Origin of the sequence: Rhodoferax sp. U2-2l, from assembly GCF_020594515.1 — a bacterium.
In the GTDB taxonomy this organism is placed as follows: domain Bacteria; phylum Pseudomonadota; class Gammaproteobacteria; order Burkholderiales; family Burkholderiaceae_C; genus Rhodoferax.
Genome location: NZ_JAJCTH010000006.1, coordinates 16101 through 34796 on the forward strand (window position 1 = coordinate 16101; position 18696 = coordinate 34796).

Genomic DNA, 18696 nt, shown 5'->3' on the forward strand with positions numbered 1-18696 from the left:
CATGTCTGATCAATTGCGGGAACGTAGTGAACTGGTGTCTGCCTTGGTGGACGGGCAACTCCACGGGGACGAGTTTGCCCGTGTTGTGGCGCACCTCGCCGACGCGCCAGAGGACCGAGTTACCTGGGACACCTACCATCTGGTCGGGGAAGTCATGCGATCCTCGGGCGCTCCGGTGCGCGCGCATGACCCGGCGTTTGTCACCCGGCTGCGCGCCCGGCTGGCGGAAGAAACGATTCAAGAGGTCGCTGTCAGCCCCATACCGGTGCGTTCTGACGTGCAAAAAAACACCATGGTTGCTGTTGCCAATGATCGTTGGTGGAAACGGGTAGTGGGTCTGGCGTCGATCACGATGGTGATTGGGCTGGCCTGGCAGGGCGTGGCCATGCTTGGATCGGGTGACGCTGGCAACACCCAGTTGGCGCAGTTGCCTAAGCCGCCTGTCACCGCCGCGCCAGCGTCCGCACCGGCAACGCTGGTGGCGGGCGACACCCCGTCACCGCAGATGCTGCGTGACCCGCAGCTTGATGCCTTGCTGGCAGCGCACCGCCAGATGGGGGGCGCCAGCGTTTTGCAGATGCCCTCGGGCTTTTTGCGCAACGCCACGTTTGACGAGGGCAAGCGTTGAAATTTCTGGTCAGTCTTGTGTTGTGTGTGTCGGGCTGGCTGGCCCACGGCAGCGTTTGGGCGCAGCCCGCGCCAGCCCCGACGCCTGAGTCGTCAGATGAAACCACCGGTGTGGCGCGCTGGCTGATGCGCCTGCATGAGGCACCGCGCGCGCGCGCTTACATGGGCACATTTGTGGTCACCACCGGCAGCGACATGTCCACCTCGCGCATCTGGCACGTGGGCAACGGTGACAGGCAGATGGAGCGGGTGGAGTCCCTCACCGGCACGGCGCGCACCACCTTTCGGCGCAACGACGAAGTGGTCACGTTTTTGCCGGGCAGCCGCACCGTGATCCACGAAACCCGTGAGGCGCTGGGACTGTTTCCCAACCTGCTGAACCGCGCTGATGCCGCCGTGAGCCACTTTTACCGACTGCGATCAGTGGGGCAAGGCCGGGTGGCCGGGTTCGAAGCCGATATCGTGCAGCTGATGCCGCTGGACCTGCTGCGTTTTGGCTACCAAATCTGGACCGAACAAAAAACCGGTCTGATGGTCAAGCTGCAAACCCTGGACCCCGTTGGCAACGTGCTGGAGCAGGCGGCGTTCTCGGAGTTGCAGCTGGACGCGCCGGTGGCCATGGCCAAGCTCACAGCGTTGATGGACAACACCCAGGGCTACCGGGTGATCAGCCCGACGCTGGTCAAAACCACGGCCGAGGCCGAAGGCTGGCTGATGGCAACACCGGTGCCGGGTTTTGCACCCGTGCGTTGTTACAAGCGGCTGGAAGGCGGCGCCAGTGCGGCCAACCCGCCTTTGCAGTGTGTTTATTCGGATGGCTTGGCCTCGGTCTCGCTGTTCATCGAGCTGTTCGATCCCCAGCGCCATGGCCGCTTGCAGTCGCACCACCTGGTCTCCATGGGGGCGACCAGTTTGCGTATGCGCCAACTGGGGTCGTGGTGGGTCACGGCGGTGGGTGAGGTGCCGCCGCAGACCCTGGCGGCCTTTGTGCAGGCACTTGAGAGAAAGCGCTAAGCCTTCATATGCCTTTTATTTTGTTCACAGGAAAGGTCAGACATGATTCGATTTAATTGCAAGCAGCTGGTTGCCAGCGCCCTCAGCGGCGTGTTGGTGCTCACCGCCGTCACGGCCCTGGTGCCCGCCTCGGCCGCTTGGGCGCAGTCGGCCAGCCTGCCTGATTTTGCGGATCTGGTGGAGCAGGTCAGCCCGTCGGTGGTGAACATCCGAACGGTTGAAAAAGTCAGCGCCGCGCCGGAAGGGGCACCGCAACTGGACGAAGACATGCTCGAGTTCTTCCGCCGTTTTGGGCTGCCCATGCCCAACATCCCGCGCCAAACACCGCCGCGCAACCACCCGCAACCGCGTGACGAGGACAAGCCGCGCGGTGTGGGTTCTGGCTTCATCCTGTCGACCGACGGCATGATCATGACCAACGCCCATGTGATCGAGGGCGCCGACGAGGTCTTGGTAACCCTGACCGACAAGCGTGAATTCAAGGCCAAGATCATTGGCGCCGACAAACGCAGCGATGTGGCGGTGGTCAAGATCGAGGCGGCCAACCTGCCCGCCGTCAAGGTGGGGGATGTCAACCGCCTGCGGGTGGGCGAGTGGGTGGTGGCCATTGGCTCGCCGTTCGGGCTGGAAAACACCGTGACGGCCGGCATTGTGAGTGCCAAGCAGCGTGACACCGGTGACTATCTGCCCTTCATCCAGACCGACGTGGCGATCAACCCCGGCAACTCGGGTGGCCCGCTGATCAACATGCGCGGCGAGGTGGTGGGCATCAACAGCCAGATTTACTCGCGCTCGGGCGGCTCCATGGGCATTTCGTTCTCGATCCCGATGGACGAGGCGGTGCGCGTCAGCGAGCAATTGCGCGCTACCGGCAAGGTCACGCGCGGCCGCATTGGTGTGCAGATCGACCAGGTGTCCAAGGAAGTGGCCGAATCCATCGGCCTGGGCAAGCCGCAGGGCGCGTTTGTGCGCGCGGTGGAGGCTGGGGCCCCAGCCGACAAGGCAGGCGTAGAAGCGGGTGACATCATCATCAAGTTTGATGGCAAACCGGTGGACAAATCGTCTGACCTGCCGCGCATGGTGGGCAACACCAAACCCGGCACCAAGAGCACACTCACTGTGTTTCGCCGCGGCGCCACCAAAGACATCAGTGTGGTGATTGCCGAGATCGAGCCCGACAAACCTGTGGCCAAACCCACGGCCAAACCCGCCAAGCCGCAGAAAACCACCGCCGCCCAGAGCATTGGCCTGGTGGTGGCTGACCTGACCGACGCAGCCCGCAAGGAGATGGGGGTCAAAGGCGGTGTGCGGGTCGAAAACGCTGCGGATGCCGCTGCGCGGGCCGGTTTGCGCGAAGGTGACGTCATTGTGGCCGTGGCCAATGTCGCAGTGGCCAATGTGCAGGAGTTGGAGGCTGTGCTGACCAAGCTGGACAAGAGCAAGCCGCTCAATGTGTTGTTCCGCCGTGGTGAATGGTCGCAATACACCGTGATCCGCCCCATGAAATGATGTGGATATCCGATGCACACCTTGTGGACAAGCTGTGAAAAGACCGCCCGCAAGGTGTGCCGCTTAGCAGCGGCCGGGCCTTGGCAGGGCGCTTGTCTTTTTACTTACAATACGGCTCCAGCTTTATCCGTGGCCATTTAAGGGTTGGACCAGGGCGCGTCGCACATGACCGCGCCCTTTTTTCTGTTCACGCGCCCATCACTCACCTTGTCGGTTTCTCCGAATGAATCACATCCGAAACTTTTCGATCATTGCCCATATTGACCATGGCAAGTCCACGCTGGCCGACCGGCTGATCCAGCGCTGCGGTGGCCTGCAGGAGCGCGAGATGGAAGCCCAGGTGCTGGACTCGATGGACATCGAGAAAGAGCGCGGCATCACCATCAAGGCGCAGACGGCGGCCCTGCAGTACAAGGCCAAGGACGGCAAGACCTACAACCTGAACCTGATCGACACCCCCGGCCACGTGGACTTTTCCTACGAGGTGAGCCGTTCGCTGTCGGCCTGTGAAGGCGCGCTGCTGGTGGTGGACGCCAGCCAGGGGGTGGAGGCGCAAACCGTGGCCAACTGCTACACCGCGCTCGACCTGGGTGTGGAAGTGGTGCCGGTGCTCAACAAGATCGACTTACCCAATGCCGATCCGGACAACGCCCGCTCGGAAATTGAAGATGTGATTGGCATTGACGCTGCCGATGCGATCGTCTGCTCGGCCAAAACCGGCCTGGGCATTGACGACATTCTGGAGGCGGTGGTGGCCCGTGTGCCCGCACCCAAAGGCAATCCTGACGCCGCTTTGCGCGCCATGATCATCGACAGCTGGTTTGACAGTTATGTGGGTGTGGTGATGCTGGTGCGGGTGGTCGATGGCCGCCTGGCCAAAGGCGAAAAAATCAAGATGATGGCCACCGGCACCACCTACAACGCCGACAGCCTGGGTGTGTTCACCCCAGCCAACCAGCCGCGCGAGGCGTTGGAGGCAGGCGAGGTGGGTTACATCATTGCCGGCATCCGCGAGTTGCAAGCGGCCAAGGTCGGTGACACCATCACCCTGATTCGCCCCGGCACCGGTGGCGCCGCAGCGACCGCCACCGAGCCGTTGCCCGGTTTCAAGGAGATCCAGCCGCAGGTGTTTGCCGGTCTGTACCCGACCGAAGCGAACCAATACGAAGGCCTGCGCGATAGTCTGGAGAAACTCAAACTCAACGACGCCTCGCTGCATTACGAACCCGAGGTGTCCCAAGCACTCGGGTTTGGCTTCCGCTGCGGCTTTTTGGGCTTGTTGCACATGGAAATTGTGCAAGAGCGCCTGGAGCGCGAGTTTGATCAGGACCTGATCACCACCGCGCCCAGCGTGGTCTACCAGGTGGTGCAGGCCGATGGCACGGTCAAGATGGTCGAAAACCCGTCCAAGATGCCCGATCAGGGCCGCCTGGAGGAAATTCGCGAACCCATCGTCACCGTGCACCTCTACATGCCGCAGGAGTACGTGGGCCCGGTGATGACTCTGGCCAACCAGAAACGTGGTGTGCAGATGAACATGGCCTACAAAGGCCGCCAGGTGGTCTTGACCTACGAGATGCCGCTCGGTGAGATCGTGATGGACTTCTTTGACAAGCTCAAGAGTGTCTCGCGCGGTTACGCCTCGATGGACTACGAGTTCAAGGAGTACCGCACCGCCGATGTGGTCAAGGTCGACATCCTGCTCAACGGCGAGAAGGTGGATGCGTTGTCCATCATCGTGCACCGCAGCCAGTCGCAGTACCGCGGTCGCGCCGTGGTGGGCAAGATGCGGGAAGTGATCTCGCGCCAGATGTACGACGTGGCGATCCAGGCCGCCATCGGCGCCAATGTGATCGCCCGCGAAACCATCAAGGCGCTGCGCAAAAACGTGATCGCCAAATGTTATGGCGGCGACATTTCCCGCAAACGCAAGCTGCTTGAGAAACAAAAAGAAGGCAAAAAACGCATGAAACAAATTGGTTCGGTCGAGGTGCCGCAAGAGGCTTTCCTGGCCATTTTGAAGGTGGACGCGTGATGCAGGCCCTCACCTCGGTGGTGCTGGCCGCGTTTGTGGCCTATATCGGCGCCTGGTACGTGGGGCTGGTGGAAGGCAACTTTGCCTTGCTGCTGTTTCTGGCCTCGGTGATTACCGGCGCTTATTGGCTGGCCGAGCGGTTTTACTTTCTGCCGCAGCGCCAAAAAGCCGCCGCCGAGTTGGAAGCACAAACGCTACAGCGCAACGCCGAGCTGGGCAAACTCGGCATCAGCCAGGTGGATGACAACCTGGCCGAGGCCAAGCACCGCCTGCTGGCACAGCCCTGGTGGCTGGATTGGACGGCCGGGCTGTTCCCGGTGATCATTGGTGTCTTCATCCTGCGCTCGTTTTTGTTTGAGCCGTTCAAGATTCCTTCGGGCTCCATGATCCCGACCCTGCTGGTGGGGGACCTGATTCTGGTCAACAAATTTGAATACGGTTTGCGCCTGCCGGTGCTCAACACCAAGATCACCGAAGGCAACGCGCCGCAGCGTGGCGACGTGATGGTGTTCCGTTACCCGCCCAAACCCAGCCTGGACTACATCAAACGCGTGATCGGCGTGCCCGGCGACGAGGTGGCTTACCTGAACAAGCGCCTCACCGTCAATGGCAAGCCGCTGCCTACCGACGCGCTGCCCGAGTTTTTTGACGAAGACAGCATGCGCTACTTCAAGCAGTTTGAAGAAACGCTGGGCACCGCCAAGCACCGGGTGCTCAACGACGACAGCCGACCGGCGTTTGTCCCAGGTGCCGACGAATTCCAGTTCAAGGCCAATTGCCAGTACAGCGTGGAAGGCGTGGTGTGCAAGGTGCCTGCGGGTCACTATTTCATGATGGGCGACAACCGCGACAATTCGCTCGATTCGCGTTATTGGGGGTTTGTGCCGGAGAAAAACATCGTTGGCAAGGCATTTTTTGTCTGGATGAACTTTGGTAACCTCAAGCGCATCGGCTCTTTCAACTGATCAGGAGACTTTTATGGCTTCCATCGTGCGCGCGGGCAAATCGGGTCAACATGGGTTTTCTCTGCTTGGCTTTCTGTTTGTGGGTGGCGTGCTGGCGGTGACGGGCGTGGTCGTGGCGCAGGTCATCCCGACGGTCATTGAGTACCAGGCCGTGCTCAAAGCCGCCCAAAAGGCCTCGGATGGCAGCACCGTGGTGGAAGTGCGTAGCATTTTTGACCGCGCCGCAGCCATTGACAACATCAGCTCCATCACCGCCAGAGACATCGAGGTCACGAAAGAGAACGAGAAGGTGGTGGTCAGCTTCGCTTATCAGCGCGAGATCCACCTGGCCGGCCCGGCCTACCTGACGATGAAATATGCCGGTCGTTCCAAATAACCTGATGCCACAGGTGACGCCTTGAGCGCGGGCCTGGCCGCGCTGCAACAGCGGCTGCAGTACACCTTTGCCGACCTCAGCCTGCTGACGCAGGCCATCACCCACCGCAGCTTTTCGGCCGACCACAACGAACGCCTGGAGTTTCTGGGCGACTCGGTGCTGGGTCTGTGTGTGGCCGACCTGCTCTACAACCGCTTGAGTGCGTTGCCTGAGGGCGATTTGTCGCGGGTGCGGGCCGGGCTGGTACGCCAGGAAGCTTTGCATCCGCTGGCGGTGAAGCTGGGCCTGCCTGATGTGATCCGGCTGGGCGAGGGCGAGTTGCGCTCTGGCGGCCAAAAGCGACCGTCCATCCTGGCCGACGCGCTGGAGGCGGTGATTGGTGCGGCCTACCTCGACGGCGGTTTTGTTGCGGCGCAGGCGCTGGTGAACCGGCTGTACGCCACGCTGGACATCAACCCGGCCATGGCCGCCATGGGCAAAGACCCCAAGACCGAGTTGCAGGAATGGTTGCAGGCCCGGCGCATGAAAGTGCCCGGTTACAAGGTGGTCGCCACGCTGGGCGCCGCTCACAAGCAGACATTTGAAGTGGATTGCGAGATCCCTGATCTGAAGCTCATCGCGCGCGGCCAGGGCGGCTCGCGCCGGGCAGCCGAACAAGCCGCCGCCACCGCCATGTTGCAAACACTGAAAGTTAAAGGGCTACCATGACCACAACCCAAAAAATCGCTAAGGACGCCGACAACACGGAGGCGACAGGCCCAACGGACGTCGAAGCCATGCTGGCAGGTCTGCACCGCAACATGCGCCCGGCCGGGCCGGTGGAGACGCCGGTGGCGGGTCAGCGCTGCGGCCTGATCGCCATCGTCGGCAAACCCAATGTGGGCAAGTCGACCCTGCTCAATGCGCTGGTGGGGCAAAAGATCAGCATCACCTCGCGCAAGGCGCAAACCACGCGCCACCGCATCACCGGCATGCACACCGTGGGGCCGACGCAGTTTGTGTTTGTTGACACCCCCGGTTTCCAGACCATCCACGGCAACGCGTTGAACAAATCGCTCAACAAGACGGTGGTGGGTGCGGTGGCCGATGTGGACCTGATCCTGTTTGTGGTCGAGGCAGGCAGCTTCACACCGGCGGATGCGCGCGTGCTGGCGCTGCTGGGCAAGAACATTCCGACGCTCTTGATCGCCAACAAACTCGACAACGTGCACCGCCGTGGCGACATCGCGCCCTGGTTGCAAGACATGCAGGCCAAACACGCCTTCACCGAGTTTGTGCCGATGTCGGCCAAAAACGCCAAAGACATTGAGCGCTTGCTCGACATCTGCGCCAAATACCTGCCCGAGCAAGCCTGGTGGTACGCCGCGGATGAGCTGACCGACCGCAGCGAGCGTTTCATGGCCAGCGAGATGGTGCGCGAAAAGTTGTTCCGCCTGACGGGCGACGAGTTGCCCTACACCTCGACGGTGATCATCGACAAGTTTGACGAGGAACCGCCGGCCAAGAAAGGCCAGAAACGCCTGCTGCGGATCGCCGCCACCATCGTGGTGGAGCGTGACGGCCACAAGGCCATGGTGATTGGTGACAAGGGAGAACGCATCAAACGCATCGGCATGGAAACCCGGGTCGAACTCGAGAAACTGCTGGACTGCAAGGTGTTCATCGAGATGTGGGTCAAGGTGCGCTCGGGCTGGGCCGACGACGAAGCGCGGGTGCGCTCATTTGGCTATGAGTGAGCCTGTGCGGTTTCTGGCGGCCCAAAACAACAAGGCGGCTTGCGCCGCCTTGTTGCTCCGTCCAAGCCTGTGGGGGTCATCCGACTAATCCGCTCAAGGCGTAAGGCACGAGGGGAACAAGGCTGATGGCCGCAGCGGCCCACATAGCAGCGCGATCCAGATTCCGAAGTGTGGCTTCATTCATGATGTACTCTCCTGGTTGAAAAGTGAACTACCCGGTCACAAATGTACTTTGTGTTTATTTTTGCAACCAAAACGGTTTATTTATACCCATGATTCTTTCGGGGGTTTGTGCCGGTGGCCACCAAACGCATCTCTGACGAACCCGCGTTTGTGCTGCACCGGTATGACTGGAGCGAAACCAGCCTGATCCTGGAGGTGTTCACACGCCACCACGGGCGCATGGCGCTGGTGGCCAAAGGGGTGAAACGGCCCAGCTCCAGCTTCCGGCCCATCCTGCTGCCGCTGCAACCGCTGCACCTGGCTTTTGGCGGCGATGCCGAGATCAAAACCCTCAAAGCCGCCGAGTGGCAAGGCGGCCACGTCATGCCCACCGGGGATGCGTTGATGTCGGGCTATTACCTCAACGAGTTGCTGCTGAACCTGCTGGCGCGTGAAGACCCGCACCCGGCGCTGTTTGACCTGTACGCTAACGTGGTGGCGGTGATTGCCAGCGAACACGGCGAGGTGCTGGAGGCGGCCTTGCGTGCCTTTGAGCTGCTATTGCTGCGCGAAATCGGCCTGCTGCCGACGCTGGATGCCCAAACCATGACGCTGCTGGCGCTGCAGCCGCTGCAGCGTTACAGCCTGGTGCCCGAAGGCGGTTTGCGCCAGGCCAGTGAGATGGACCGTGCCAGTTTGAGCGGCGCGCAATGGACGGCGCTGCAGCAGGTGCTGGGTGAGCGTGTGCCCATCACCACGTTGATGCGCGCCTGTGCCGACGTGGCGGGCGAACTCAAGCCCCAACTGCGCACCTTGCTCAATTACCATTGCGGGGTCAGCGCGCTGCGCACCCGGCAAGTCATGATCGACCTGCAAAACTTATGAAATCGACCGCACTCTCCGTCAACCTCAACAAAGTCGCCACCGTGCGCAACACGCGTCACCTGGGCATCCCCAGCCTGACACGCGCCGCCACCTTGTGCCTGCAGGCCGGTGCCCACGGCATCACCGTGCACCCGCGCCCCGACGAGCGCCACATCCGCGGCAGTGACGTGACCGAGCTGGCGCACCTGCTGCAAGCCTGGCCCGACCGTGAGTACAACATCGAAGGCAACCCCCTGCACAACCTGATGGATGTGGTGGGCAAGCTGGTGGCGCAGAAGCTGCCGGTGCACCAGGTCACGTTTGTGCCGGACGGCGAGGGCCAGTTCACCAGCGACCACGGCTGGAGCTTTCCTGACGATGCCGCGCGCTTGAAGCCGCTGATCGACCAGGCCCACGCCTGGGGCCTGCGCGTGAGCCTGTTCATGGATGCCGAACCAGCGGCCATGGCCGCCGCCAAAGCCGTGGGGGCCGACCGCATCGAGCTCTACACCGAGCCCTACGCCGCCGCCTGGGGCACCCCCGGCCTGGCGGCGCAACTGGCGCGATTTGCCCACGCTGCCCAGGCTGCGCTGGATGTGGGCCTGGACGTCAACGCTGGCCATGACCTGAACCGCGACAACCTCACCGCCTTCCTGAACCAGGTGCCGGGCGTGCGAGAGGTGTCAATTGGCCACGCGCTGATTGCCGATGCGCTGGAGCTGGGCTATGACGCCACCATCCGGGACTATCTGCGCTGCATCCACCAGGCCGAACGGCTGGAGATGGTGGGCTGAGCCCGTTGCCCGTTTGACCGCAGGCGCCCCATGATCTACGGCATTGGCACCGACATTTGCGACGTGCGGCGCATCCAGGCCAGCCTGACGCGCCACGGCGAACGGTTCCCCCAAAAAGTCCTGAGTGACGCTGAATTTGCCACCTGGCAAGCACGCAGCCTGCGCTGGCCCGAGCGGGGTGTGCGTTACCTGGCCACCCGGTTCAGCGCCAAGGAGGCGTTCTCCAAAGCCATCGGCTTGGGCATGTCCATGCCGATGACATGGCGACGCTGTGAGATTGGTAACCTGCCCAGCGGTCAGCCGGTGATACTGCTACACGGTGCTTTGCGTGACTGGTTTGAGGCCCGGCACTTGAGGGCCCACATCACCGTCACCGACGAAACCGATTACGCCGCCAGCTTCTGCGTGGTGGAAGTGAATCGGTAAGCGTGGCCCCGGTCGTTACAGGGCAGGGGCTGATAGCCATTTATAACAAGGAGAACAACATGAGTTATCACGCCCCCCTGATCATCGACATCGCTGGATGTCAACTCAATAAGGCCGACAAAAAACGCCTGAAACACCCGTTGGTGGGCGGTCTGATCCTGTTTGCCCGCAACTGGGAAAGCCGTGAGCAACTCACCGAACTGTGCGCCAGCATCAAAAAAATCCGCGCAGACTTGCTGATTTGCGTGGACCATGAAGGGGGTCGCGTGCAGCGCTTCAAGACGGATGGCTTCACCCACCTGCCGCCCATGCGTGCCTTGGGTGAGCTGTGGCGCCAGGATGGCCAGGGCAACGAGGGCGAGGGCGCCATGCGCGCCACGGCCGCTGCCACGGCCTGCGGTTACGTGCTGGGTGCCGAGCTGCGGGCCTGCGGCGTTGACCTGAGTTTTACCCCGGTGCTCGATCTGGACTACGGCGCCAGCAGCGTCATTGGCGACCGTGCCTTTGATGCCGATGCGCGCGTGGTCAGTCTGCTGGCCAAAAGCCTGATGCACGGCCTGTTGCAAAGCGGCATGGCCAACTGCGGCAAACACTTTCCCGGCCACGGGCACGTTACCGCCGATTCACACACCGACATGCCGGTGGACACCCGCAGCCTGGCCGCCATCCTCCAAGACGACGCCGCACCCTACCGTTGGCTGGCCAACAGCCTGGCCAGCGTGATGCCGGCGCATGTGGTGTACCCGGCGGTGGACGACCGCCCGGCCGGGTTCTCCAGCAAGTGGCTCAACGGCATCCTGCGGGGCCAGCTGGGGTTTACCGGCGCCATCTTCAGCGACGATTTGTCCATGGCCGGTGCCCGTGTCATCCACGGTCAGCCGGTCAGCACCACGCAGGCCGCACTGGCGGCGCTCAATGCGGGCTGTGACCTGGTGCTGCTCTGCAACCAGTCGCTGGGTGACGGGGCCGAGATTGACGCGTTGATTGAAGGCCTCACCAAGGCCCAATACCGCGGCCAATGGGAGCCGCTGGAGGCCAGCCAGGCGCGCCGCCTGGCCCTGTTTCCCACCAAGCGCGCCACATCCTGGGACGCGCTGATGGTGCAGCCCGCCTACATGCAGGCGCTGGATCTGTTGCCCTGATCGCCTTGACCGGCTTCAGGGCGAGCGGTGCAGCCGTGGCGCCGACAGCGCGGCAATCATGTCGCTGGTGGCGGCGTCCACATTCGGGTGGGCCTGCATCAGTCGGGCACTGGTCAACAGCTTGCGCAGGTCCTGCAGGTCTTTCACCGTGGGTGCCACCTTGATCTGCGCGATGGCCGCCGCAGCGTTGCCGCCCTTGATCAGAGCCAGAACCTTCGGTGCCCAAACGCTTTGACGTGACATGCAGTGTTTTCCTGGTGACTTAAGAAGAGTGAGTGAAGTTGGCCGGTAGCGGTATCGGACAATCAGCCACCCCATTTTCACTGAACTTCCCATGAAACCCAAATCCCCCAGCGGCGGCCTGGTGTACAGCACCGACAGCGGCCGCATGTGTCCGGTCTGCCGCCAGCCGGTGGCGGCCTGCCAATGTGCTGCGCTCAAACCCAAAGCCCCCACCGACGGCATCGTGCGCGTGTCCCGCGAGACCAAAGGCCGTGCCGGTAAAGGCGTCACGCTGGTCAAGGGGCTGGCGCTGGACGATGCCGCGCTGGCCGCGTTGGGCAAACAACTCAAAGCCGCCTGCGGCTCGGGTGGCACCGTGAAAGACGGCGTGATCGAGGTCCAAGGTGACCACTGCGAGCGGGTGATGGCGCTGTTGCAGGCGCAGGGCCACAAGGTCAAGCGCGCGGGTGGTTGACGACGACCGCAGCCCGACCATGAACCCCGAAGACCTGCAGTTGCTGGTGACCCGCACCATGCCCTTTGGCAAATACAAGGGCCGGTTGATGGCCGACCTGCCGGGCGACTACCTGCGCTGGTTTGTGCGTGAGGGCGTGCCCAAGGGTGAGATTGGCCGCCTGCTGACGTTGATGCACGAGATCGACCACAACGGCCTGTCAGACCTGCTGACCCCGCTGCGCCAGGGCAGCACGGCGTCGCACTGCGTCTGAGCGGGCGCTGCCTCAACCCCCGCACTTTCATGCCAACGCGGTCACACCCCGGCAATCACCGCCTCGATCTCGGCAAAGGTGCGCGCCATTTCGTGGGCATGGATCTGCACCCCCAGTTGCCGCGCAATCTGTGACACCGAAAAGATACCCACCAGCGCCTGCCCGCCCTGCGCGTCTTGACCCACCACGATGGCGTGGGCCCGGCCGTCGGCCTTGAGCGAGGCCACGATGTGGCCCACCCGCGCTTTTCTCACCTCCTCGATGGCCATGGCCTCCATCTTGTCCACCGGCACCATCACATCGGCCACGCGCAGATCCTGGCGCTTGACCTCACGGCGCTGCGCTGCCAGCACCGGCTTTTCACCCAGAATGTCCACCGACGTCAGCAGGCCCGCCACCCGCTGGTGGCTGTCATCCACCACCAGCAACAGGCGCACGCCGCGCGAGATCATCGACCGGTTGGCATCGTCCAGCGTGGCGGTGGCGATGATGGTGGCCACCGGCACCTGCGACAGGTCGGTCATGACCAGGATGGCGGGTGAGTCGATGTTGACCGCTGGCGGGTTGAAGGCTTCCAGCAGGTGGCAACCGGCGGCGGAGATCGTCGTCTTGGGCAGCGGCTTGTGGTTGGCGTTTTCAATCATGGGGGCCTCCTTCATCAAGTGTTGTTGGGGTCATTGACGGCACGTTCTGGCAGATTATGGGCTGCTGTCAGCGGCGCATCGGCCCGGGTAAATACCAGTCTGCACCACGTTGTGGCCGATTTTTTTTTAGTGACCGTGCTGCGCTCTGCTACCCTTCGGGCTTGCAAAACGTGCCAACCCCGCCAACCCTACCAACGCCACCGACCATGGGAGACCTCACGACGATGACAACGGGCGCCCCGATCGTTTTGCTTGTCGATGACGACGAGTTCCACCTCGACATGATCCATGCGCAATTGCAGGGCATCGGCTACGGGCGCGTGATTTGCGCCACCAGCGGTGCGCAGGCGCTGGCCGAACTGGAAACCTGGGGGCAGGCCATCGTGGCCATCATCTGCGATCTGTCGATGCCCGACATGGATGGCCTGGTACTGATCAGACACCTGGCGCAGCGCCACTTGGGGGCGGGCATTGTCCTGCTGTCGGGTGCGCAGGGCGAAATTTTGCAGAGTGCGGCCCGGCTGGTGAGCGCCCACCAGATGAACCTGCTGGGTGTGCTGGCCAAGCCCTGTTCCAGCGACCAACTGCAACAGGTGCTGTCGCGCCTGCAGCCACCCTGCGCCCCCAGCGTGCCCGACAACGCCGCGGAGTTGACACCGCAGCGGCTGGCGCAGGCGCTGGCCCAGGGGGAGTTTGTGCCCTGGTACCAGCCCAAGGTGGACATCCGCAGCGGCCACGTGGTCGGGGTGGAGGCGCTGGCGCGTTGGCCGGCGGTGTCGGGCGGCATGATTGGCCCGGGCCGGTTTGTGCCCGCCATGGAAGCCGCTGGCTTGGCCGACGAGCTGTTTTTCACCATGGCCCGTCAGGTGGCACACGACCTGACCGGCTGGCAGCGGCAACACCTGGTCATCAAGGTGGCGCTGAACCTGTCGATGACGACCGCACTCAACCTGGCGGTGCCCGAGCAGTTGCTGCAGATCGTGCGCACGGCGGGTCTGCAGCCGTCGGACTTCATCATTGAAGTCACCGAGAGCCAGCTGATGGTGGATCGTGCGCTGATCATGGAAAGCCTGACCCGCCTGTCCTTGATGGGGTTCACACTGTCGATTGACGACTTTGGTACCGGCTATTCAAGCCTGGTGCAGCTGATCGACCTGCCGTTCAAAGAGCTCAAGATTGACGGCAGTTTTGTGCAGCGCGCCAGTACCGAGCAAAAGGCCCAGTCGGTGCTGCGCATGGCCATCCTGCTGGGCAACAACCTGGCCATGCAGGTGGTGGCTGAGGGCGTGGAGACGCAGGAGCAGCTGGAGTTTGTGCGCTTGTGGGGCGGGCACATGGTGCAGGGGTACCACTTTGCCCGGCCGATGCCGCTGGCGGCCTGCACCGACTACCTGCTGCGCCACCAGCCGCCCGCCAGCCCGCCAGGCGTTTGCACGCGCTTCTGACGGGCTGACCTTGACCCTGGCGCGCAAAACCCCGACCCTGCTGTGGGCCAGCGTCGTGCTGGCGCTCGGCTTGATGCTGACTGGCGTGGTCTGGCAGCGGGCCAAAACCACGGCGGCCGCGCAAATCCAGGCCGATTTGAAACGCGAAGCCAATGACATCACCCGCACCATCGAGCGCAACCTGAACGCCAACGCGCTGATGCTGATGGGTTTTGAAGGCTTGTTTGGCGCCTCGGACCATGTGACACGCAGCGATTTTCATCGCTACTACCAGGTGCTGAGTTCCACTGCCCGCATGCCGGGTTTCGCCGGTGTGGCCTATGTCGAATGGGTTAAAGGTCCGGACCTGCAGGAGCATCAGAGCCGGGTACGCCGCGACGGCCTGCCGCAGTACCGGGTCCAACCGGAGGGTGTGCGCGAGAGTTATGCCCCGATCATTTACATTGAACCGCTGGATGACGGTAACCGCCGGGCCGTGGGGTTTGACATCAGCACGGTCGCACAGGCGCAGGCTGCCATCCAACTGGCGCGCGACACCGGACGGCTGATCATGTCGGGCAAGCTCACGCTCAAACAGGACGAGGGCAGCGGCCAGTCCGGCTTTGTCATGTACATCCCGGTTTACCAGCGCGATGCCAGCACCACCACGCTGGCCGAGCGGCGCGCCAGCGTGGTGGGCTGGGTGGATGCGCCGTTTCGCATGGCAGAACTGATGGCGGCCATGCTGCCGCAGGGTTTGCCGGACCTGACGCTGAAAATTTACGACGGCCAAGAGCGTTCTGCCGCGACCCTGATGTATGACAGCGGGACGGCCGCTGGCGACGACGCTGACGTGGGTCGGACGTCCTTCACGCAGTCGCTGGCGTTTGGCGGGCGCCAGTGGTTGCTGGCCTTCCAGACCAAGCCGGAGTTTGGCGCGGCAGCCATCCGGCAACGCCCTGGCCTGGTGGCCACCACCGGCGCGCTGCTGAGCCTGCTGCTGAGTCTGCTGACGGCCTGGTCGCTGCGCGCACTGCAGCGGCGCGAGTTGGCGGTGCTGCGTGAGGCCGCTGCACTGGAGCAGCAGACGCGCGAAGCTTTGCGCGCCGACAACGAACGCGCCTTGCAGGCCAGTCTGTCAGCCATGACGCAGGCCCAGCGTATCGGGCGGGTCGGCTCCTTCGTCACCGATGTGACGACGGGACGTTGGCAGAGCTCTGCCGTGCTGGACGATATTTTTGGCATTGACGCGGCGTATGACCGCTCCCTGGCAGGCTGGATCGACCTGATGGCCCCCGACAACCGGCAGGCGCTGCTGGACGCCTACCACCGCGTGTTGCAGGGGGAGGGCCGATTCGACCGCGAATACCAGATCATTCGCCCGGTGGATGGCCAGATGCGCTGGGTCAAGGCGTTGGGCGAGTTGTCTGCGGATGACGCCGGCCAGCCGGTACTGCGCGGCACGCTGCAGGACATCACCGAGCGCAAAGTCATCGAGCTGGAGCTGCAAAACTACCGCGACCATCTGGAAGACCTGGTGCAGCAGAAAACACGGCATCTGGAGCAGACCCTGCTGGCGCTGCGCCAGCAAAAATTCATCCTGGACGAACATGCCATCGTCACCATCACCGATGTGGATGGTCGCTACACCTATGGCAATGCCCGGTTCACGGCCATCAGTGGGTACACCCCCAAGGAGTTTCTGGGCCGCCACCACAGCCTGGTCAAGTCCGGGGTGCACCCGCCGGGCTTCTTCAAGCCCATGTATGCGGCGGTGAATCAGGGCAAACCCTGGCATGTGGAGGAATGCAACCGTGCCAAAAACGGGCAGCTGTACTGGACCGACACCACGTTTTATGCCTTTCGCGATGTCGCCGGCCAGCCCGAGAGTTACATCTCGGTGCGCACCGAAATCACCCGGCGCAAAGCCGCCGAGCAGGCGCAGCAGCTGGCCATGTCCATGCTGACCGCCACCCTGGAGTCCACCGGTGACGGCATTTTGGTGATGGACCGCGCGCACCACGTCACGCTGTGGAATCAGCGGTTTGTCGAGTTGTGGGGCATACCGCCCGACATGTTGAGCGGGCAGGCCAGCGACGAGGTGTTGGCCTGCCTGGCGGACAAGCTGGCGCAGCCGGAGGCGTTTTCCGCCAAAGTGCTGGCGCTGGACACCACGCCCGATGCATCCAGCATCGAGACCATCGACCTGGCCGATGGCCGCGTGTTCAGGCGCATCTCGCACCCGCAGATGCTGGGCAACGAGGTGGTGGGTCGGGTCTGGTCGTTTGCCGACATCACCGAATTCAAGCGCGCCGAAAGCGCCGCCAACGCCGCCAACCGGGCCAAGTCAGAGTTTCTGGCCAACATGAGCCACGAGATCCGCACGCCCATGAACGGCGTCATCGGCATGCTTGACGTGCTGCAGCAAACGCCCTTGCTGCCTGCGCAAAAAAGCATGCTCGAGACGGTGGCGCAATCCTCCCAGACGCTGCTGCACATCCTCAACGACATCCTGGATTACTCCAAGATCGAGGCCGGCCAGCTGGCAGTGGAGCGCTTGGCCACACCGCTGCGGCCGGTGTGCGAGAGTGTGATGCAGTTGCTGCAATGCACCGCCAGCGCTCAGGGGGTCACGCTGTCGCTGGTCATCGCGCCCGAGTTGCCAGCCGCCATCTACACCGACCCGACCCGGCTGCGCCAGGTGATGCTCAACCTGATGGGCAATGCCATCAAGTTCACCCAGCCCGCACGCGGGCGCGTGCCCGGCGTGGCGCTGCGCCTGAGCGCGGGTGAGCTGCCCGACGGCCAGCCTGCGCTGATCCTGACGGTGGCCGACAACGGCATCGGCATGACCGAGGCGGTGGTGGCCAAGTTGTTTACCCCCTTTACCCAGGCCGATGCCAGCACCGCACGCCAGTTTGGCGGCACCGGCCTGGGCCTGTCGATCAGCCAGCGCCTGGCGTCACTGATGGACGGCCAGATCACCGTGAAAAGTGCACTGGATGAGGGGTCGGAGTTCACCGTGACGCTGCCGCTGCAGGCGGTGCCGGGCTTGAGCCTGGCCCCGGACACGCTGGCGCATCCGGAGCGCCGTCAGCATGCCCGACCGCCCGCGCCCAGCCTGGCTGACGCGCAGGCCTGCGGGCAGCTGATTTTGCTGGCCGAAGACAACGAAACCAACCAGGAGGTGATGCGCGAACAGCTGCGTCTGCTGGGCTATTGCGCTGAGGTGGCGGTGGACGGCGTCCAGGCGCTGGCGCAGTGGCGCACCGGTCGCTATGGCTTGTTGCTGGCCGACTGTCACATGCCGGGCATGGACGGGTTTGCCCTGACCGCCGCCATCCGTGCCGAAGAGCCGCCGGGCCAGCACTGCCCCATCATCGCCGTGACCGCCAACGCCATGCGCGGCGAGGCAGAGCACTGCCTGACCAGCGGTATGGACGACTTTCTGAGCAAGCCGCTGCGCTTGCATGACCTGGGCCGGGTTTTGGCCAAATGGTTGCCGCTGGCGGGTGACCGGCCGACCGACGCCCACGTGCCATCACCCCCGGATGCATCCATGTTGGCCGCCGCCCGCCAGGACCAGGGCGCACCGTTGCCACAGCGCTTGCCGGTCTGGAACGCTGCCACGCTGGGTCAACTGGTGGGCAACAACCCGGGCCTGCACCAGCGTCTGTTGACCAAGTTTTTGTCCAAGGCCGTTGCGCAGGTCCAGGCGATCCAGGTGGCGGTGCAGGCCAGCGAGGTCAAGCAGGCTGCGATGCTGGCGCACACCCTCAAATCATCGGCCCGATCGGTGGGGGCCCTGAGTCTGGGCGAGTTGTGTGAGCAGCTGGAAACCGCCGGTCTGGCCGATGACACAAGCACCTGTCAGGCGTTGGCGGCAGGTCTGGACGCGGCTTTTGCACACCTGCGCGAGGCCATTTTGGCGCGTGATCTGCGCATTGGATAGGGGCGCTTGCGGGCGGCGACTTGCCCAAGCGCAGGTGTGTCCAAGCCGCGCCACCCGCCGTTAACGGGGTGGACTT

Annotated in this window: 18 protein-coding genes; 16 read left to right on the forward strand and 2 right to left on the reverse strand. The window is 63.4% G+C overall.

The genetic code is table 11. The features are described 5' to 3' along the window. Nucleotide 1: 1 nt before the first annotated feature. The 12 genes from LHU53_RS07110 to nagZ all read left to right on the forward strand — a co-directional run bounded on the left by LHU53_RS07110 (nt 2) and on the right by nagZ (nt 11650). On the forward strand, nt 2-628 hold the full coding sequence (locus LHU53_RS07110; RefSeq protein WP_227331707.1) for a sigma-E factor negative regulatory protein: 627 nt from the start codon (nt 2-4) through the stop codon (nt 626-628). Further along, the gene (locus LHU53_RS07115; RefSeq protein WP_227331708.1) at nt 625-1641 is read left to right on the forward strand and encodes a MucB/RseB C-terminal domain-containing protein; all 1017 of its coding nucleotides are present in this window, start codon (nt 625-627) and stop codon (nt 1639-1641) included. The genes LHU53_RS07110 and LHU53_RS07115 overlap by 4 nt, the downstream gene beginning before the upstream one ends. 42 nt (nt 1642-1683) lie before the next feature. Further along, nucleotides 1684-3150, forward strand: a complete 1467-nt coding sequence (locus LHU53_RS07120) for a Do family serine endopeptidase (protein WP_227331710.1) — start codon at nt 1684-1686, stop codon at nt 3148-3150. A gap of 223 nt (nt 3151-3373) precedes the next feature. After that, entirely contained in the window at nt 3374-5185 is a 1812-nt protein-coding gene (lepA, locus tag LHU53_RS07125; protein ID WP_227331712.1) for a translation elongation factor 4, read from the forward strand. Next, nucleotides 5185-6150 carry a signal peptidase I gene (lepB, locus tag LHU53_RS07130; protein WP_227331714.1) on the forward strand — a complete coding sequence of 322 codons (966 nt, stop codon included), beginning with the start codon at nt 5185-5187 and terminating at the stop codon, nt 6148-6150. The genes lepA and lepB overlap by 1 nt, the downstream gene beginning before the upstream one ends. A gap of 13 nt (nt 6151-6163) precedes the next feature. Beyond that, a complete protein-coding gene (locus LHU53_RS07135) occupies nt 6164-6526 on the forward strand; it encodes a DUF4845 domain-containing protein (protein ID WP_227331716.1) in 363 nt (120 codons plus the stop codon). A 21-nt stretch (nt 6527-6547) separates the two neighbouring features. Beyond that, nucleotides 6548-7234: a ribonuclease III gene (rnc, locus tag LHU53_RS07140; RefSeq protein WP_227331726.1), complete on the forward strand. Its 687-nt coding sequence runs from the start codon at nt 6548-6550 to the stop codon at nt 7232-7234. Nucleotides 7235-7302: 68 nt separating this feature from the next. Next, nucleotides 7303-8262 carry a GTPase Era gene (gene era, locus LHU53_RS07145; protein WP_370632247.1) on the forward strand — a complete coding sequence of 320 codons (960 nt, stop codon included), beginning with the start codon at nt 7303-7305 and terminating at the stop codon, nt 8260-8262. Nucleotides 8263-8559: 297 nt separating this feature from the next. Continuing rightward, nucleotides 8560-9309, forward strand: coding sequence for a DNA repair protein RecO (gene recO, locus LHU53_RS07150; RefSeq protein WP_227331728.1), 750 nt, complete (start codon nt 8560-8562; stop codon nt 9307-9309). Continuing rightward, nucleotides 9306-10082 (forward strand): pyridoxine 5'-phosphate synthase, encoded by a 777-nt coding sequence (locus LHU53_RS07155; RefSeq protein WP_227331729.1) that lies wholly within the window; start codon nt 9306-9308, stop codon nt 10080-10082. The genes recO and LHU53_RS07155 overlap by 4 nt, the downstream gene beginning before the upstream one ends. 30 nt (nt 10083-10112) lie before the next feature. Continuing rightward, nucleotides 10113-10508 carry a holo-ACP synthase gene (acpS, locus tag LHU53_RS07160; RefSeq protein ID WP_227331731.1) on the forward strand — a complete coding sequence of 132 codons (396 nt, stop codon included), beginning with the start codon at nt 10113-10115 and terminating at the stop codon, nt 10506-10508. Nucleotides 10509-10567: 59 nt separating this feature from the next. Beyond that, entirely contained in the window at nt 10568-11650 is a 1083-nt protein-coding gene (gene nagZ / locus LHU53_RS07165; protein WP_227331733.1) for a beta-N-acetylhexosaminidase, read from the forward strand. 15 nt (nt 11651-11665) lie between these two features. Here nagZ and LHU53_RS07170 read toward each other — a convergent pair whose 3' ends face one another. Then, on the reverse strand, nt 11666-11893 hold the full coding sequence (locus LHU53_RS07170) for a hypothetical protein (RefSeq protein WP_227331735.1): 228 nt from the start codon (nt 11891-11893) through the stop codon (nt 11666-11668). 91 nt (nt 11894-11984) lie between these two features. On the opposite strand from LHU53_RS07170, the gene LHU53_RS07175 reads away from it, so the two are divergent. Next, on the forward strand, nt 11985-12347 hold the full coding sequence (locus LHU53_RS07175; RefSeq protein ID WP_227331737.1) for a translation initiation factor Sui1: 363 nt from the start codon (nt 11985-11987) through the stop codon (nt 12345-12347). Nucleotides 12348-12366: 19 nt separating this feature from the next. Next, complete coding sequence (locus LHU53_RS07180) at nt 12367-12600, forward strand: DUF3820 family protein (RefSeq protein WP_227331739.1); 234 nt, start codon at nt 12367-12369, stop codon at nt 12598-12600. A 41-nt stretch (nt 12601-12641) separates the two neighbouring features. On the opposite strand, the gene LHU53_RS07185 is transcribed toward LHU53_RS07180, so the two are convergent. Further along, nucleotides 12642-13244, reverse strand: a complete 603-nt coding sequence (locus tag LHU53_RS07185) for a CBS domain-containing protein (protein ID WP_227331748.1) — start codon at nt 13242-13244, stop codon at nt 12642-12644. A 206-nt stretch (nt 13245-13450) separates the two neighbouring features. On the opposite strand from LHU53_RS07185, the gene LHU53_RS07190 reads away from it, so the two are divergent. Both LHU53_RS07190 and LHU53_RS07195 read left to right on the forward strand, forming a co-directional pair. Then, on the forward strand, nt 13451-14689 hold the full coding sequence (locus LHU53_RS07190) for an EAL domain-containing protein (protein ID WP_227331750.1): 1239 nt from the start codon (nt 13451-13453) through the stop codon (nt 14687-14689). Nucleotides 14690-14699: 10 nt separating this feature from the next. Further along, entirely contained in the window at nt 14700-18620 is a 3921-nt protein-coding gene (locus LHU53_RS07195) for a CHASE domain-containing protein (protein ID WP_227331752.1), read from the forward strand. Nucleotides 18621-18696 lie beyond the last annotated feature (76 nt).

Bases quoted from the DNA above. Each gene is read 5' to 3' on its own strand.
- LHU53_RS07110 (WP_227331707.1), top strand. From the start codon at position 2: ATGTCTGATCAATTGCGGGAACGTAGTGAACTGGTGTCTGCCTTGGTG.
- LHU53_RS07120 (WP_227331710.1), top strand. From the start codon at position 1,684: ATGATTCGATTTAATTGCAAGCAGCTGGTTGCCAGCGCCCTCAGCGGC.
- lepA (WP_227331712.1), top strand. From the start codon at position 3,374: ATGAATCACATCCGAAACTTTTCGATCATTGCCCATATTGACCATGGC.
- lepB (WP_227331714.1), top strand. From the start codon at position 5,185: ATGCAGGCCCTCACCTCGGTGGTGCTGGCCGCGTTTGTGGCCTATATC.
- LHU53_RS07135 (WP_227331716.1), top strand. From the start codon at position 6,164: ATGGCTTCCATCGTGCGCGCGGGCAAATCGGGTCAACATGGGTTTTCT.
- era (WP_370632247.1), top strand. From the start codon at position 7,303: ATGCTGGCAGGTCTGCACCGCAACATGCGCCCGGCCGGGCCGGTGGAG.
- LHU53_RS07155 (WP_227331729.1), top strand. From the start codon at position 9,306: ATGAAATCGACCGCACTCTCCGTCAACCTCAACAAAGTCGCCACCGTG.
- acpS (WP_227331731.1), top strand. From the start codon at position 10,113: ATGATCTACGGCATTGGCACCGACATTTGCGACGTGCGGCGCATCCAG.
- nagZ (WP_227331733.1), top strand. From the start codon at position 10,568: ATGAGTTATCACGCCCCCCTGATCATCGACATCGCTGGATGTCAACTC.
- LHU53_RS07170 (WP_227331735.1), bottom strand. From the start codon at position 11,893: ATGTCACGTCAAAGCGTTTGGGCACCGAAGGTTCTGGCTCTGATCAAG.
- LHU53_RS07175 (WP_227331737.1), top strand. From the start codon at position 11,985: ATGAAACCCAAATCCCCCAGCGGCGGCCTGGTGTACAGCACCGACAGC.
- LHU53_RS07180 (WP_227331739.1), top strand. From the start codon at position 12,367: ATGAACCCCGAAGACCTGCAGTTGCTGGTGACCCGCACCATGCCCTTT.
- LHU53_RS07185 (WP_227331748.1), bottom strand. From the start codon at position 13,244: ATGATTGAAAACGCCAACCACAAGCCGCTGCCCAAGACGACGATCTCC.
- LHU53_RS07190 (WP_227331750.1), top strand. From the start codon at position 13,451: ATGGGAGACCTCACGACGATGACAACGGGCGCCCCGATCGTTTTGCTT.